Here is a 15290-nt window from a genome sequence, read left to right as displayed (position 1 = left end):
CCCCCTGGGCGTTCTTGAAGACGGCGCGACTGCGGTTCTGCGCCTCCAGGACCGTGAGCCGGTTCTGAATCTCCGAGACGGGCGCGTCCTGGTCCAGGCCGAGCTCCTGATAGTAGTCAGTGGTCAGAGAATCGCTGGGGGGGGGTGGTCATGAGCAGCATCCTCACGGTCTAGGAGCGGCGGGCAGCGGGCCCGCAAGAGGCGAGTGGAGTATAGGCAGGTGCCCCCACCCCGCAGGCGCCTCCGCTCTGCTATCCGGCAGGAACTTGTGCGGAAAGGCCTCCGTACCGACAAGTTAAACATATTTTACCATAATCTGACAGCACCAAGGTAAAACTGCCCTGGCTGCTGGCACGGACCAGAACCTGCCTGGATTCCCTTAGTCCGGGCTATGACTGGCAAGACACGGGTGCGGGCTGCGAGTAGGGGCGGACGGTGCCTTAAGTCCGGGCTATGACTGGGACCCGCCCTGACCCAGTTCCCGTATTGCCTCAGGGGGCTATGACTGACAGGACCCCGGGCTCCACGCGGACGGCCAGGTGGCGGGTGACCCCGGCGGTGTCGCCGTCGAGCTCAAAGGGCACGGGGCGGTCCAGGGTCATCTCAATGCTGCGCGCCCGGAAGAAGTCCAGCCCCTCCACGTCCATGCCCGTCAGCAGGCCCGTGCCCAGCTTGGCCCAGGAGACCACGTGGGACGGGTTGGCCAGAAGCAGGTCGATCACCCCGTCGTCGGGCACAGCCCGGGGGAAGAGCGTCATGCCGCGCGTGATCGTCCCCACATTACCTACCAGGGCCATGACGGCCTGGTGCGTGGTCGGCTCCCCGCCGTCAATGCGCAGGGTCAGGGTGAAGGGGTCCGGGACCGCGTTCTGCACCGCGGCCACCGCGTAGGCGCCCGCGCGGATGACCTTCTTCAGCCCGTCATTGGTGTCCTCCATAATCTGGGCGTCCAGGCCCAGCCCCGCCATGACCGCGAAACGGGTGGCCCCGTCGGCCGCGGGACTCAGGCGGGGGGCCACGACCTGGGGCGGGGAGGCGTCCGGCACCTCAGCGGTGCCGGGCCCCTTGGTGCCAGCCTCCGGAGCTCCGGGAGGCTGCCGTGAGGCGGGGGAGGCGGCGGTCCCCGGCGCTCCGGCGGCACCGGCCAGGCCAGCCTCCTCGGTGCTGGGCCCCGCGAGCCCGGGCCCCTTAGCGTCGGGCCTCTCGAGCCCGGGTCCCTCAGCGCTGGTCACCGCAGTGACCCGGGGGCCGGGGGCGTCGGCCTCCCAAGGGCCCGGGGTGCTCAGAACCTGGGCGCCCAGGCTGCCCGCCGCCTCAGTGGAGCTGTTCCCCGGCAGGCCGTCCCCTGGCAGGCCAGAATCCGGGGTACCGGCGTCGGTGCTCACCGTGACCACGTCAATGCGGCGCGGCCGGCCCGTCAGCGCCAGGCGCAGGGCGGCGTCGGTGTCCAGGGGAACCGAGAGGTTACGGGCCAGGAGGTTGCCGGTGCCCGAGGGCAGCAGCGCCATGGACACCCCCGTGCCGGCCAGCTCGGAGGCCACCACCCGCACCGTCCCGTCGCCCCCCGCCACCAGCACCAGGTCCACCCCGGCGTCCAGGGCCGCACGGGCGGCCGCGTGACCGGGGTCCTCCGCCGTCGTCTCCAGCCACACGGTAGGCCGCCAGCCCGCCGACAGGACCTCGGAGTCCACGCGGCGCCGCAGCAGGGACAGGTCGTCGAGCTTGGTGGGGTTGAGGATGACGGCGGCGCGTCGGTCCACGGCACGACTGGCCAGCCCCAGGTGCCCCCAGGAGGCCAGGATCGCCTGGATGCCGCCAATACGCAGGGCCGCCGCGGCACCCGCCGAGCCCAGCAGGAGGCCGCCCAGGATGTCGGAGATCCGGCTCAGGCCCATGAGCCACTGGCTGGCGCAGGTGGCCAGGACCACCAGCACCCCCAGGAGGGACCCGGCCCAGATATTGGAGGTCGGTCGCCGTTGCGCCCGCGTCAGGGTCACCAGCACCCACGAGGCAATGGTCACGGCCACCACGTGCGCGGCCGGGTAGGCGTAGCCCTGGTGCGAGATGGAGTCGGCAAAGGCCGACGCCGGTCGGGTGCGGCTGAGCCACATGCTCACCGCCGTCCCCACGGCAGGCGTAATGAATGTGGCCGCCAGCGCCACCGCCAGACGCCGCATCCGACGCTTGTAGGCCACCAGGGCGGCCACCCCGATAGCCGTAAAGACAATGACCGGGTGGGTGGCCAGGGAGACCGCCTCGTAGATCTGGCCCGGGACGGACCGGGGAGCCAGCCGGGATGGGCGCAGGTGGTCCAGCCAGCCCGTGGCGCCCGCGCCCACCAGGGCGGTCCAGACCACGAACCCCAGGCAGGAGGCCACCAGGACGTAGTCCTCCAGGTGCCAGCGGCGCCGACGGGGCGCGGGGGAGGGACTGGCGGGGTAGGAGGGCGCGGCCGAGGCGGTCGCGGACGTGCTCACGGTGGTTCCCTCCCTGATCAGGCTGACACTGGGTGCAGGCTACGCCGGAGGAGTGTGTTCCCGCTGTGACGCTCGTGTGACAGGGCCGGGGGCGGGGTAGGAGGGCGCGGCTGGTTAGTGCTCCTGGCGGAGGGGTGGTCAGTGGTCCTGGCGGAGGGGCGAGCCGGTCCGCGTGGCGCCCAGGGCGCTGAGCATGGGCTCGGTGACCATGCTGGCGGCCATCTCGTAGCCGGCGGCGGAGGGGGTGGAATCCGTCCTGGGCCCAGAAGCCCTCGGCGAGGTCGCAGTGGGCCACGTCGACGTAGAGGACGCGGCGGCGCGCGCAGATGGCCGCGGAGGCCTGCGTCTGGGCGTCCGTCCACTCGCGCAGCACGCGGCGCAGGGTCCGCATGAGGACGGGACTGCGGTAGAGCTGCCCGGCGGAGCAGACCACCACGTGCCGGGCGCGGCCGGCGGCGTCGTCCAGGACGGCCTCGAGGTCCTCCTCCCACTCCGCCAGGGAGCGGCGGGCCAGGAGGTCGTTGGAGCCGGCGCACACCAGCAGGACGTCGGCCTGGTCCACCTCGGGCAGGAACCGGTACCGGACGCGGCGCATGGTCGAGCCGAGCCGGGCGTGGGTGGACCAGGCCACGTCCTCACCGGTGCCGGCGGCCAGGAGGCGGGCGATACGCGGGGTCAGGGCCTGGCCCTGGCTGTCCACCCCGGAGCCGGCCACCAGGGAGTCCCCGACCGCCTCCAGGCGCAGGGTGCCCTCGGTGCCGGGAGAGGGCAGGGCGCGGCCGTCGGGGGTGATGACGCCGGACCTGGCCCCGGGAGGCTCAGGGGCCAGGTGCACGGTGCGCTGGGCGATGACGGCCTCGGCCACGGCGACGGGGCGCCGCAGGAGACGTCGGACACGGCCTGGGGGACGGACTGGGGCGGGGGTAGTCACGGTCCCGGAGTGTAGGAGCGACCGGCCCGCACCTCAGGGAGGCCGGCACCGGGGGGCGCATGAGCCTGGACACCCGCCGGGCCCGACGCCGTCCAGGGAGCGGCCGCGTCCAAGGGGCGGCCGCCGCGGGCGGCAGGCCTCATTCACCCTGGGGTCCTGGTCGGGCTGGCGGGGCGGCCGCGGACGGCAGGCCTCCTGCTGCTAGTGTGACCGCGCACTATTTAGCAGCAGTCGGGCGGCACCACGGGGGAGGACGCCTCCACCATTGGGAAGTGATTAGCGCGGCACCACGGGCGGCACCACGGGGGAGGACGACGGTGGGCACTGAGAGCACCGGAGACGCTGGGAAACGGGGAAGCGCAGGCCCTGGGACGGGCCCTGGGACGGGCCCTGGGGCGGTCACCGCGGGCGTCGACTGGTCGGAGCTGGACGGCGCCTACGGGCCCGCCACCGAGGTGCCCGAGGCCCTGGAGGGCCTGACCGACCCAGAGCTCGCAGACGACGCTCTTAATGACCTGTACTCCACCGTCCTCCACCAGGGCAGCCTCTACCCGGCCTCCGGGCCCGCCGTCCTCGAGGTCGCCCGCCTGCTCGCCGCAGGGCGCTGCGCGGATCCGACCGGCGCCCTTAGCCTCGTGGCCTACTACAGCCAGTGCGTCCAGGAGCATCGTGCCGCCCTGGCGTTCCTTCGGGCGTACCCGCGTGGGTACCGGCGCGCCGAGGACCGGCTCGGGGAGTACCAGGCCCGGCTCGACGAGGCCGTCGACGTCCTCGCCCCGCTGCTGGCTGGCCTCGGCTCCTTCGACCCGCTCGCGGCCCAGGCCCTCACCCTCCTTCAGGGCCGACGCTCCCGGCTCGGCCCCCAGCGCGCCGCCGTGCTGGGCGAGCTCGCGTCCGCCGGCTCAGGCCCCGAGGGCGGTCCCGACGCGGCAATCGCCCGCGCCGCCGCCTTCGTGCTGGGCCGCCACGGCCTGGGCGTCCCCGACACCCCCGAGGCCAGGACCTGCGCCCTGCTCGGGCGCGTGGCGGGCAGCCGTGCGAGCAAGGAGGACGCCCGCACCCTGGCCGCTGGCTGGTCCACGGCGCTGGGCGTCGCCGACGTCTGCCTCAACGAGCTCACGGACGACATCCCCGACCCCTCGTTGCCAATGTGGCTCGCCCTCACCGACCCGCCACTGGCCGCGGAAGTACTCACCGCCCTGCCCGCCGACGCCGGTGGAGCGAGCACGGAGGTTATCGAGGCCCTCACCGAGGTGGTCCTCAGGTCGCGTGGCGCCACGCCGTCGGCCCGTGAGCGCCTGCTCGAGCTCGCGGAGCGCCCCGACGCGGACCCAGACACCATGGTGGGCGCCCTGCGGCTCATGCGCTCGCGGCCGGAGGTCCGCGATGCCCTGGCCCGCCTGGCAGCACGCCCTGAGGCACTGCGCCCGAGCCGCCACCGGGGCACGCCGCGCACCGACGCCGCCTACGCCCTCGCCCTCCAGGGCGACGAGCGCTGGGCCGGCCTGCTCGCCTCCGCGCTCCGGGCGCGCCCGAACCCCTCCGACCTGCGCCTGAACGGCATGACCGGGTTCGTGAGGGACTTCGCGGGTACGGGCGCCGCGCCAACACCTGAGCTGCTGGACGCCGTCGCCGGTCTCCTGACCGACCCCGCTGCCACCGACGATGCCGTTGGGGCGGTACTCGACCTCGTGGGCGGCTGGGCCGAGCGCTGGCCAGCCAGCCTTCTTTCCTCCTTGGTACCTGTCCTGGAACGGGTGCGTGCGGATCGGCCGCCCGCACGGTCCAGGTGGTCCGCGCTCCGGCTAATGTCGGTCCTATTGCCTATTAGTGTCCACGCTCCAGGAGCTGCGATGACCCTTGCAGACGCAACATCAACCGACGACCGCCATGACCGTGCCACCGGGGCCCTGGCGGGTCTCGCCCTGGGTGACGCCCTGGGCATGCCCACCCAGGCCCTGAGCCCAGCCAGCATTACTCGCCTCTACGGGGCGGTCACCGGACTCGTGGACGCCTCCCCCGAGCAGCCCTACGCGCCCCTGGCGCCGGCCGGCTCCGTCACCGACGACACCGAGCAGGCCTGGCTTCTGGCCGAGCAACTCCTCGACCCGTCCCCCGACAGCGGCGGGGCCGGTCATATTGAGCCCAGGGCACTAGCTCAAGCCCTCATGAACTGGGAGGAGGACATGATCGACCGCGGCTCCCTGGATCTCCTGGGTCCTTCCACGAAGGCCGCCCTGGAGGAACTGCGCGCGGGCGCCGAACCTGGAACCACCGGCCGCACCGGGACCACCAACGGCGCCGCCATGCGGGTGACCCCGGTCGGGATCGCCTACACCACCGGGGCCCCAGCCGCCTGGGAACCGCTCTTCGGCACCGGCGGGCACGCCTGCCTGACGGCCTTCGGCCAAGCCGTGCGTGAATCCTGCTTGGTCACCCACAACACCATCCAAGGGTTCCAGGCGGCCGGTTTGGTGGCGGCCGCCGTCAGCCACGGCATTGACGGCGCCGACACCCTCACCGCCGTGCACCTGGCCCAGGCAACTGTTGCCTCCCTGCCTGCTCAGGGCACTTGGGCGCCCAATGCCTCAGTCCTGGCGGTTGCCAGCAGCGCCGTCGAGTACGCCGCTGATCATGCGGGTGATGATGCCTCCTTCCTCATGTGGGTACGTGATCATGTGGGTACTTGCGTAGAGTCCACCGAATCTATTCCAACCGCCCTGGCCCTGGCCGTCCGCTACCGCCACCGCCCCTGGGAGGGGCTACTGGCCGCCGCCAACCTCGGCGGGGACACCGACACCATTGGGGCCATTACCGGAGCCATCCTGGGGGCGACCCACGGCGTGCGCGCCTTCCCCGCTCAGGCCCTGGCGCGCGTGCAGGCCGTCTCCGACCTGGACCCCGGTGCTCTTGCAGCGCGACTCCTCCGCCTGCGCCGCCGCAATGACCCGGTCGAGGTTTCACAGAAGGCCGGCGCCGGTCGGCCGGCCCACCTGAGCGGGGCAGCCGACCCCGCGGCCCACCTGAGCGGGGCAGCCGATCCCGCGGCCCACCCGGGCGGGCAGGTCGGTTCCGCCGGCCCGTCAGTCGGCCCCGCCCAGCCGGTTGGACGTGTCCTGCACCTGGGTGAAGTTCTCATCGACCTATCCATGCGGGTACCCAATCTGCCGCCGCGGGGCGGGGATGTCTTCGCCACCAGCCACGACATGAGCCCCGGCGGCGGGTTCAATGTCCTGGCCGCGGTGCGCCAGTGGGGATGCGACGCCGTGTACTGCGGAGCCCTGGGTACCGGCCCCATGGCGCGAATGGCCCGCGCCGCCCTGGACTCCATAGGCGTGCTCCACGCCGGACCGACACTGTCCACGCACGACACCGGCGTAAGCGTGGCCCTGACTGAGGCCGACGGCGAGCGCAGCTTTATCTCCACTGCGGGCGCCGAGACGCTCACCCCACCGGAGTGCTACCAGCACCTGACGGTGGGGGAGCAGGACCTGGTTTACCTGTCGGGCTACTCCCTGTGCGCGCCCGCCACTCGCGAAGGCCTGCTGCGCTTCGCCTCCAGCCACGCCGGCCTGCCCCCACGGCCCGACGGCGTCCCGCGCGTCCTGGTTGATGCCTCGCCCATGGTGGGGGAATTAGACCTGTCCGACCTCCAGGCGTTGGGGGCCCTGCGACCCCTGTGGTCCCTCAGCGAGCGTGAGGCCCACATTCTCACTGGACGACTGGGCGACCAGGGAGACGCCGGAGCCTCCGGTCCGGATGGCCCGCGGGAGGCGGCCGGTGCGCTCGCGAAGTACCTGGGTTCCCCAGTGCTGGTGCGGGCGGGAGCCCAGGGCGCCTGGTTCGTTGACATGTTGGACGGCACGCCCCCCGCGGACCCAGTCCATGTGCCCACGGTGCCGGTGACGCCCGTGGACACCAATGGGGCAGGGGACGCGCATGCCGGTGTGCTCGCCGCCGCGCTAGTCCAGGGCACGCCCCTGCGCCGGGCACTGGTTTTAGCCAATTGCGCTGGCGCGTTGTCGACGCTCACCGCCGGTCCGGCCACCTGCCCCGAGCGGCATAGTATTGAGCAGGCGGCCGGCGCTTTGAGCAAGCGAATGAGTGTCATGACACTGCGCTAGGGTGGTATGATGGCGAGCCAATGATGGTTCTTCACCGCCGGCGCCTCCCATCCGAGGGCGCCCCTGGTGGTGTGGGCGCCCTCTTCTCTTACGAACAGGAGTTCCATGAGCAATCCCACCACTGGAACCGAGGCCGCGGCGCCCAACACCCTGTTGGAGAACGCCGGGCTCGACGTCATCGCTGAGTCCGAGCGCAAGGGCCGCCCTCGCGACCTCTTCATGCCCTGGTTTGCCGCCAACATCTCCGTACTGGGCCTGTCCTGGGGTGCGTGGGTGCTGAGTTTCGGCCTCAATGCCGTCCAGGCGATTATCGCCGGGACCATTGGCATCACCTTCTCCTTCTTCCTGTGCGGGGTCATGGCCGTCCTGGGCAAACGGGGCAGCGTTCCCACGCTCGCCCTGTCGCGGGCCGCTTTTGGCTACAACGGCAACCGGCTCTCGGCAGTGATCTCCTGGATGCTCACCGTGGGGTGGGAGACTGTCCTGTGCATCTTGGCGACGCTGGCCTCAGCCACAGTCCTGGAGGCCCTGGGCTGGCACAACACCGTCGGGGCGCAGATCGTCGGCTTCCTCATGACCGTGGGACTGGCCGCGAGTGCCGGCATTCTGGGCTTCGACACCATTATGAAGGTCCAGACCTGGATCACCTGGGCCACCGGCGTCCTGACCGTCATCTACCTCATCCTGGTGGCGGGGAGGATTGACTGGACGGCCCTGGGCTCCCTGCCCGCAGGCAACGCTGCCGCTTTCATTGGCGCCCTGGTCATGGTCGCCACTGGCTTCGGCCTGGGCTGGGTCAACGCGGCGGCCGACTACTCGCGTTACCTGCCGCGTACCGCCTCCACTGTCGGCGTGGTGGGCTGGACCACCACTGGTGCGGCTCTGCCCTGTGTCATTCTCATCATTGCTGGAACACTGCTGGTGGGCAGCGATGCCGAACTCGGCAAGGCCATTAACGCCGACCCCATTGGAGCCCTCACCACCATCTTGCCCACCTGGTTCCTCATCCCCTTCGCCATTGTGGCGATCCTGGGCCTGGTGGGCGGCATCATTATGGACCTGTACTCCTCGGGTCTTTCGCTTCTGGCCACCGGGGTGCCGGTGCGCCGTCACGTGGCTACGAGCATTGATGCCACGATTATGACCCTGGGTACCATTGCGGTCATTGCCGGCGCCGACGGTTTTCTCGGTCCATTCCAGGGCTTCCTGACCACTCTTGGTGTTGTGATTGCTGCCTGGGCCGGTGTCATGCTCGCCGAGGTGGTGATGCGTCGGCGCGACTACGACGAGAAAGCGCTGTTCACCCCCGACGGCGTTTACGGTTCGGTCAACTGGGAGGCGATCGCCCTCGTGGCGGCCGGCACGGCGGTCGGCTGGGGGTTCGTGGTCAACACCGCCGCCTCCTGGCTGGGCTGGCAGGGCTACCTGCTCGGTCCCCTGGGCGGGCGCGACGGCGCCTGGGCGGGCGCGAACCTGGGCGTTCTCGCCGCTCTGCTCATCGGCCTGGTCGGACACCTGGCGCTCGGGCGCGGCCGCGTGCGGGCCCAGGAGGCCGACGGCGGTGCGGCTGACGGTGACGGGGCGCGCGCATGAGCGCCGTCGGAGCGCCCGGCGCGGACCGGCCCGCGAACCCGCCCGCCGCCCCCGCGCGGCCCGGCGCGGTCGGCCCCGCCCTGCTGGAGGCGCTGACCGCATCCGGCGGCCGGGACGGGCCCGGCCCAGCCCTGGAGGCCGCCCACCAGATCGCCCGCCGCACCGGCGCGGCCCGCCACGACCTGCTCGTCGTCCTCGGATCGGGGGCCGAGGGGGCCCTGGCCGCCTGGGGCGAGCCGGCGGCCGCGCTGCCGCTGTCCGACCTGCCCGGCGTGCCCGCGCCCGCGGCGCCCGGGCACGCCGACCGCCTCGACTCCTTCGAGCGCGCGGCGGGCGCCGGCGGCCCGGCGCGGGTGCTCGTCGCCCACGGCCGCACCCACCTGTACGAGGGGCGCGGGACGACGCCCGTCGTCGCCCTGGTCCGGGCCGCCGCGGCCGCCGGGGTGCGCGCCGCCGTCCTGATCAATGCCAACGGCTGCCTGCGCGACTGGCGGATCGGGGAGGTCATGACCATCACCGACCACCTCAACCTCTCCGGCGCCTCGCCCTTCGCCGGCACCGTGTTCGTCGACGTGCGCGGCGTGTGGGACCCGGAGCTCGCGGGGGTGCTGAGCGCGCTCACCCGGCGCGCCGGCACCTACGCCATGGTCCGCGGCCCGGAGTACCAGACCATGGCGGAGACCCGCATGCTGGCCTCCCTGGGCGCCGACTGCGTGGGCATGTCCACCGTCCTGGAGGCCGTCGCCCTGCATCAGCTCGGCGTGCGCGTGGCCGGGATGAGCGTCGTGTCCGACCTGTCCCTGTCCGCCGAGCCCACCGACCCCGACGAGGTCGTGCGCCTGGCCGCGGCCGCGCACCCCGTGCTCGCCGCCGGGGTCGGGGCCGTGCTGGAGACTGCGCTGGAGATGCGCGAAGGGTCCGACGGCGCCTGACCGCCACCCCGGTGCGGACGTTGCGAGGCGCCCGGCACCCCGCGGGGTGCCGGGCGCCTCAGCGCAAGGGGCGTCGGGGCCTCACTCGTCCTTCTTGAAGCGGGCGGCCACGCCCTTGACGGCGTCCTTGACGTCGTCGGCCTTCTCGGCGACCTCGTCCTTGACCTCGCCGAACTTCTCGGCGACCTTGCCCTCGATGTTCTGGAGCTTGCCCTCGGTCTCGGTCTCCTTGTCCCCGGTGGCCTTCCCGGCGGTCTCCTTGACCTTGCCGGCGACCCGGTCGTAGATGGCGTCCTTGTCGGCCATGAGCGGCTCCTTCCGTTGCGTCGATGATGACGGGGGAAGGGTGCCAAGACATTCTGAACGTTTCCTGGGAGCGGGGTCGCTCGGAGCGTCCCGGCGGCGGAGCCCGGTCCCGGGCGACGATGGAACTGCGCCCGGTCCCGGCGGCTCCGTCGTCGGGGCATGATGGGGCGGTGAACGCCGATGAGCTGCGCGCCAGAGCCCACGAGATCGCCCGGACCCTGCCCGGCTCCCAGCTCGACCGTCCCTTCGGCCCCGACTGGGACGTCTACAAGGTCCGCGGCAGGATCTTCGCGCTGCTGACCGAGACGACCGGCCCGCAGATGCTCACGCTCAAGGCCGATCCGGAGGACGGCGCGGCGCTGCGCCGCCAGTACGCCGACATCGCCCCCGGCTACCACATGAACAAGCGGCACTGGATCACGTTGACGCCGGGGGAGAGCCTCGACGCCGACCTCGTGCGCGAGCTGGTCGTCGTCTCCTACCTGCTCGTCGTCGAGGGGCTGGCGCGCCGTGCGCGCCCCGTGGACCCGGCCGCCTACGCCCGGGCCGCGGGCCTGACAGGCTGAACGGCGCCCTCGGGGCGGCGCCCGCCGTATAGCCTTGGCCCATGGCATCTGACAAGTCCAGCGCGACGACGCGCACCGAGTCCGACTCCATGGGCACCATCGAGGTCGCCTCCGACCGCTACTGGGGCGCCCAGACCGAGCGGAGCCTGCACAACTTCAACATCGGCCGCGAGACCTTCGTCCTGACCCGCCCCCTCATCAGGGCCCTGGGCGTGCTCAAGAAGTCCGCCGCCCTGGCCAATGCCGAGCTCGGCGAGCTGCCGGCCGACATCGCCGAGCTCATCGCCGCCGCCGGCGACGAGGTCATCTCCGGGCGCCTCGACTCCCACTTCCCGCTGGTCGTCTTCCAGACCGGCTCGGGCACCCAGTCCAATATGAACGCCAACGAAGTCATCTCCAACCGCGCCATTGAGATGGCCGGCGGCGTCCTCGGCTCCAAGACCCCGGTTCACCCCAACGACCACGTCAATCGCGGCCAGTCCTCCAACGACACCTTCCCCACGGCCATGCACATCGCCGTCGTCAGCGAGCTGGCCGCCATGTACCCGCGGGTGGAGCGGCTGCGTAACACTCTGAACGCCAAGGCCGAGGAGTACGACGACGTCGTCATGGTGGGCCGCACCCACCTGCAGGACGCCACCCCCATCCGCCTGGGGCAGGTGATCTCCGGCTGGGTCGCCCAGATCGACTTCGCCCTGGAGGCCATCCGCTACGCCGACTCCCGGGCCCGCGAGCTGGCCATCGGCGGCACCGCGGTGGGCACCGGGCTCAACGCCCACCCCAGGTTCGGCGCGCTGACCGCCGAGAAGATCAGCGCCGAGACCGGCATCCCCTTCACGCAGGCCGGCAACCTCTTCGCCGCCCTGGGCGCCCACGACGCCCTGGTCCTGGTCTCCGGCGCGCTGCGCGTCCTGGCCGACGCCCTGATGAAGATCGCCAACGACGTGCGCTGGTACGCCTCCGGCCCGCGCAACGGCATCGGCGAGCTGCTGATCCCGGAGAACGAGCCCGGCAGCTCCATCATGCCCGGCAAGGTCAACCCCACCCAGTGCGAGGCCATGACCATGGTGGCCACCAAGGTCTTCGGCAATGACGCCACCGTCGGCTTCGCCGGCTCCCAGGGCAACTTCCAGCTCAACGTCTTCAAGCCCGTCATGGCCTGGTGCGTGCTGGAGTCCATCCAGCTGCTGGGCGATACGTGCGTGTCCTTCGACGAGCACTGCGCCTACGGCATCGAGCCCAACCGCGAGCGCATCGAGCACAACCTGGAGACCAACCTCATGCAGGTTACGGCCCTCAACCGCCACATCGGCTACGACAAGGCCTCCAAGATCGCCAAGAACGCACACCACAAGGGCCTGTCCCTGCGCGAGTCGGCCCTGGAGCTCGGCTTCGTCACCGAGGCGGAGTTCGACGCCTGGGTGGTGCCCGCGGACATGACCCACCCCAGCGCCGCCACGGACTGAGCGCCGCGCCGGGGCCTGGCCGCGGCCAGGGCGGGGCGCATGGTCCCCGCAGCTGGCCCGGCCGGGGCGCCGGGGTGCGGAGCCGGGGCCTGCGGCACGGAGCTGTGGCGCCGCGGCTGACCTTCTGGTGCCCAGTAGACCCTGGGGCTTCCCTCGTCCTGGACCACCTGGTAGTGTGATGACTGACACTTGTGCTGCGTCACCTTCTTGAGGAGCTCCATGACCACGCCCACCAGCTCTGAGCCTCCTGGGTCCCGGCCACCCGTCCAGGAGGCGGTCTCCCCGACCCCGGGCCCACAGGGGGGCGGAGCCGGGCCCGCCCCGGGCATCCCGGTGGCCTCACGCCGCCCCGGCGCCCCGGCTGGCCCGGCGTCGCCCCAGCCCGTCTCCGGTGTCAGGAGGTACTGGTCAATGCTCCTGGGCGGCGCCGTGGTCAGCTGCCTGACCACGCTCCTGATCGCCGGCGCCCTCCACCCGCTGTTCGTCTACGTCTGGGTGCACCGCGTCGGGCGCGTCCAGGTGCCCGCCCTCGCCCTGGTTCTGCTGCCCTCCTACATTGCGCACCGCCGCTACGGCCCGGGGCGCTCGGGGCTGACCACCGCCTCCTTCCGGTTCGTCTACTGGACCACGACCGTGCTCATGGGGACGGCGACCGGCATTATGGTCGCCCTCTCCTTGTCGCGAGGTTTCCTTGAAGCGCCTCCCGACTACTTCTGGCCGGCTGTGCTCTCCTGGGTGGCCATCGTCCTCCTGGTGCTCATGGCCGTGGACGGGATCGTGCGGGCCCTGGGCCGCCGGGGGGTGTTCCGCTGACGACGGGGCGCTGGCGGTCAGGTGCCGCCGTGGAGGTCGGCCTCGTCCTGGGGGCGGCTGTCTGAGGGCGAGTACCTGGACAACACGCGAAGGTCAGCCTCGCCCTGGGGGGCGGCGGGCGTGGGCTCGGATTCGGAGGAGCCCGCCACTGCCCGGGGCCGTGCCGCGGGTGCCGCCGGGTCCGGTGGCCCTGCTCACCTTCTTCCCGGGGGTCCACGGCACCGCGGGCGAGTCCACCGGGTCCGGTGAGACCAACTTCATTGCCTGGGTCACCCGGCAGGCGGCGGGCTGAGGACGCGCCCCGCTCCTGCCCCGCTCCTGGGCGCCGGGCCCGGGGTGGCGGGCCCGCGCGGCCGGGTGCGTCCTGTGCTGCCCGACGCGGCCGTGCGCGCCATTGACCGCCTCCGGGGGCGGCGGCGTGTATGGTCCTTGCGATCCACCGTCGTGGAGCAGCAGCCGGATGGTGCCGGAAAGGAGAGGTACGTGCTTGCCCTGGGAATGGTCCTCGCGGTCCTGGCCGCCATCGTCCACGTGGTCATCTTCTACATGGAGTCCATTGACTGGGAGGGGCCGCTGGCCCGAAGGACCTTCGGCGGGAGCCCCACCCAGGCCAGGCCCCACACCTTCTACGCCTACAACCTGGGCTTCTACAACCTCTTCCTGGCCGTGCAGACCTTCTGCGGGGTCATCGCCCTGAGCACGGGCTTCACCGCCACGGGGGGCGCGCTCACCCTGGCGGGGACGGGGTCCATGCTGGCTGCGGCGGCCGTGCTCTACCTGGCCGCCCCCGAGTACCGCACCGCCGCCGTCAAGCAGGGGACCTTCCCCCTGGCGGCCGTGGTCCTGGTGTCCCTGGGCCTCATCTTCTAGCCCTCTCCCGGGCCCGACGTCCGGCCCGCGGGCGGTCTGGCCACGATACGAGGTCTATGCGCGGTCCTGGTGGGGACGGGGCCCGCCAGTGCCCCGATGTGGCCACTGTCCTCATGGTGAGCCGAGGTCGGTGACGGCGCGCTCGGCCCCGCGCCGGGAGACGCGACAGGAACCCTGGACGGCCCGTTCTCACGGCAAACAAGTACCGTTCTCACGGCAAACAAGTACCGTTCTCGCGGTGCTCTTACTCGCACACGCTGACCGCCACCCCGGCGGCGCGCAGCTCGGCCAGGGACTCCTCCGGGGCGTCGGAGGTGACCAGGATGTCGTCCACGTCCTCCAGGGACCCGAACCGGTAGGTCGAGGCGCGGGTCAGCTTGCGCGTGGTGGTGGGCAGCAGGACCCGGCTGGCCGAGGCGATAATCGCACGCTTGACCACGGCGTCCTCGGGCTGGTACGTGCACAGCCCGGAGGCGGGGGAGGCGGCGCAGGCGCCCAGGACCGCCGTGTCGGCCCGGAAGTCCCGCAGCGCGTCCACGGTCATGACGGTGAGCAGGGACAGGGTCTCGGTCTCCACCGGGCCGCCGGGGATAGTGACGCGCGCCCCGGGGACCTCGGCCAGCGTGGCCGCCGTACGCAGCGACAGGGCCATGACGGTCAGGTCCCGTCCGGCCAGGTGGTGGGCGATCAGCTCGCAGGTGGTGCCGTTGTCCAGGATGAGGCTCTCGCCGTCCTCAATGCGCGCGGCGGTGGCGCGGGCCAGGACCCGCTTGGCCTCCATGTCCTCGCTGGCGCGCACGGCGTAGGTGGGGCGGGCCCCACGCCTGGTGGGTAGTAGGGCGCCGCCGTGGACGCGCCGCACCAGGTCACGGGAGGCCAGGTCGGACAGGTCACGGCGGATGGTCACGACGGAGACGCCGGTCAGGCGCGCCAGGGCGTCAACGCTCACGGGATCGACCCGGTTGAGGGACCGCAGGATAGTGCGCTGGCGCTCGGCGGGGGTGGTGGTAGGTGTCATAGTTAACGCCTATGGTAGGCGCATTGGCCGCCAGACGCCCGTGACACCAGGCAGGCACGTGCGCGGGCCGACGTAATCAAGGAGGCGGCCAACTTGTCGGGGGACCACCAGGCGGGCAGGCGCGCGGGCCAGCGGCACCGGTAGCCGTCCGGGTGACGTGCACCTCCCGGTACCACGGCGGCACCTGGCCTAGG

11 protein-coding genes and 1 pseudogene are annotated in these 15290 nt (G+C 72.0%); 8 read left to right on the top strand and 4 right to left on the bottom strand.

What is annotated here, in order from left to right:
- Positions 1-491: 491 nt before the first annotated feature.
- A complete protein-coding gene (locus C3V41_RS13660) occupies positions 492-2477 on the bottom strand; it encodes a diacylglycerol kinase family protein (protein WP_254423703.1) in 1986 nt (661 codons plus the stop codon).
- Positions 2478-2778: 301 nt separating this feature from the next.
- Positions 2779-3177, bottom strand: a pseudogene (locus C3V41_RS13655) (GDSL-type esterase/lipase family protein); the annotation flags it as partial.
- 548 nt (positions 3178-3725) lie between these two features.
- Between C3V41_RS13655 and C3V41_RS13650 the strand changes: the two are divergent.
- From C3V41_RS13650 to C3V41_RS05865, 3 genes are all read left to right on the top strand, one after another.
- Positions 3726-7532, top strand: a complete 3807-nt coding sequence (locus C3V41_RS13650; RefSeq protein WP_254423702.1) for a PfkB family carbohydrate kinase — start codon at positions 3726-3728, stop codon at positions 7530-7532.
- A 105-nt stretch (positions 7533-7637) separates the two neighbouring features.
- Positions 7638-9125, top strand: coding sequence for a purine-cytosine permease family protein (locus C3V41_RS05870; RefSeq protein ID WP_106109488.1), 1488 nt, complete (start codon positions 7638-7640; stop codon positions 9123-9125).
- Positions 9122-10057 carry a purine-nucleoside phosphorylase gene (locus tag C3V41_RS05865; protein ID WP_106109487.1) on the top strand — a complete coding sequence of 312 codons (936 nt, stop codon included), beginning with the start codon at positions 9122-9124 and terminating at the stop codon, positions 10055-10057. Before C3V41_RS05870 ends, C3V41_RS05865 begins: the two co-directional genes overlap by 4 nt.
- 81 nt (positions 10058-10138) lie before the next feature.
- On the opposite strand, the gene C3V41_RS05860 is transcribed toward C3V41_RS05865, so the two are convergent.
- On the bottom strand, positions 10139-10363 hold the full coding sequence (locus C3V41_RS05860; RefSeq protein WP_106109486.1) for a CsbD family protein: 225 nt from the start codon (positions 10361-10363) through the stop codon (positions 10139-10141).
- Between the two features lie 170 nt (positions 10364-10533).
- On the opposite strand from C3V41_RS05860, the gene C3V41_RS05855 reads away from it, so the two are divergent.
- The 5 genes from C3V41_RS05855 (at position 10534) to C3V41_RS05840 (ending at position 14078) form a co-directional block, all read left to right on the top strand.
- Positions 10534-10929 (top strand): MmcQ/YjbR family DNA-binding protein, encoded by a 396-nt coding sequence (locus C3V41_RS05855; RefSeq protein ID WP_254423701.1) that lies wholly within the window; start codon positions 10534-10536, stop codon positions 10927-10929.
- 41 nt (positions 10930-10970) lie between these two features.
- Positions 10971-12395, top strand: coding sequence for a class II fumarate hydratase (gene fumC / locus C3V41_RS05850; RefSeq protein ID WP_106109485.1), 1425 nt, complete (start codon positions 10971-10973; stop codon positions 12393-12395).
- Between the two features lie 219 nt (positions 12396-12614).
- Positions 12615-13208: a hypothetical protein gene (locus C3V41_RS05845; RefSeq protein WP_129591488.1), complete on the top strand. Its 594-nt coding sequence runs from the start codon at positions 12615-12617 to the stop codon at positions 13206-13208.
- Positions 13209-13377: 169 nt separating this feature from the next.
- Positions 13378-13500, top strand: a complete 123-nt coding sequence (locus C3V41_RS14165; RefSeq protein WP_302475980.1) for a hypothetical protein — start codon at positions 13378-13380, stop codon at positions 13498-13500.
- A gap of 191 nt (positions 13501-13691) precedes the next feature.
- Positions 13692-14078 carry a DUF1304 domain-containing protein gene (locus C3V41_RS05840; protein ID WP_174714757.1) on the top strand — a complete coding sequence of 129 codons (387 nt, stop codon included), beginning with the start codon at positions 13692-13694 and terminating at the stop codon, positions 14076-14078.
- 244 nt (positions 14079-14322) lie between these two features.
- On the opposite strand, the gene C3V41_RS05835 is transcribed toward C3V41_RS05840, so the two are convergent.
- Positions 14323-15096, bottom strand: a complete 774-nt coding sequence (locus C3V41_RS05835) for a DeoR/GlpR family DNA-binding transcription regulator (RefSeq protein ID WP_106109483.1) — start codon at positions 15094-15096, stop codon at positions 14323-14325.
- Positions 15097-15290: the final 194 nt, after the last annotated feature.

Source organism: Actinomyces sp. oral taxon 897 (assembly GCF_002999235.1).
Taxonomy (GTDB): domain Bacteria; phylum Actinomycetota; class Actinomycetes; order Actinomycetales; family Actinomycetaceae; genus Actinomyces.
Note: the sequence above shows the minus strand (reverse complement) of the source record. Positions and strands in the feature narration are given on the sequence as shown.

What these genes read in the sequence shown, in the direction of transcription:
- C3V41_RS05865 (WP_106109487.1), top strand. Translation starts at nt 9,122, where the DNA reads ATGAGCGCCGTCGGAGCGCCCGGCGCGGACCGGCCCGCGAACCCGCCC.
- C3V41_RS05845 (WP_129591488.1), top strand. Translation starts at nt 12,615, where the DNA reads ATGACCACGCCCACCAGCTCTGAGCCTCCTGGGTCCCGGCCACCCGTC.
- fumC (WP_106109485.1), top strand. Translation starts at nt 10,971, where the DNA reads ATGGCATCTGACAAGTCCAGCGCGACGACGCGCACCGAGTCCGACTCC.
- C3V41_RS05860 (WP_106109486.1), bottom strand. Translation starts at nt 10,363, where the DNA reads ATGGCCGACAAGGACGCCATCTACGACCGGGTCGCCGGCAAGGTCAAG.
- C3V41_RS05835 (WP_106109483.1), bottom strand. Translation starts at nt 15,096, where the DNA reads ATGACACCTACCACCACCCCCGCCGAGCGCCAGCGCACTATCCTGCGG.
- C3V41_RS05870 (WP_106109488.1), top strand. Translation starts at nt 7,638, where the DNA reads ATGAGCAATCCCACCACTGGAACCGAGGCCGCGGCGCCCAACACCCTG.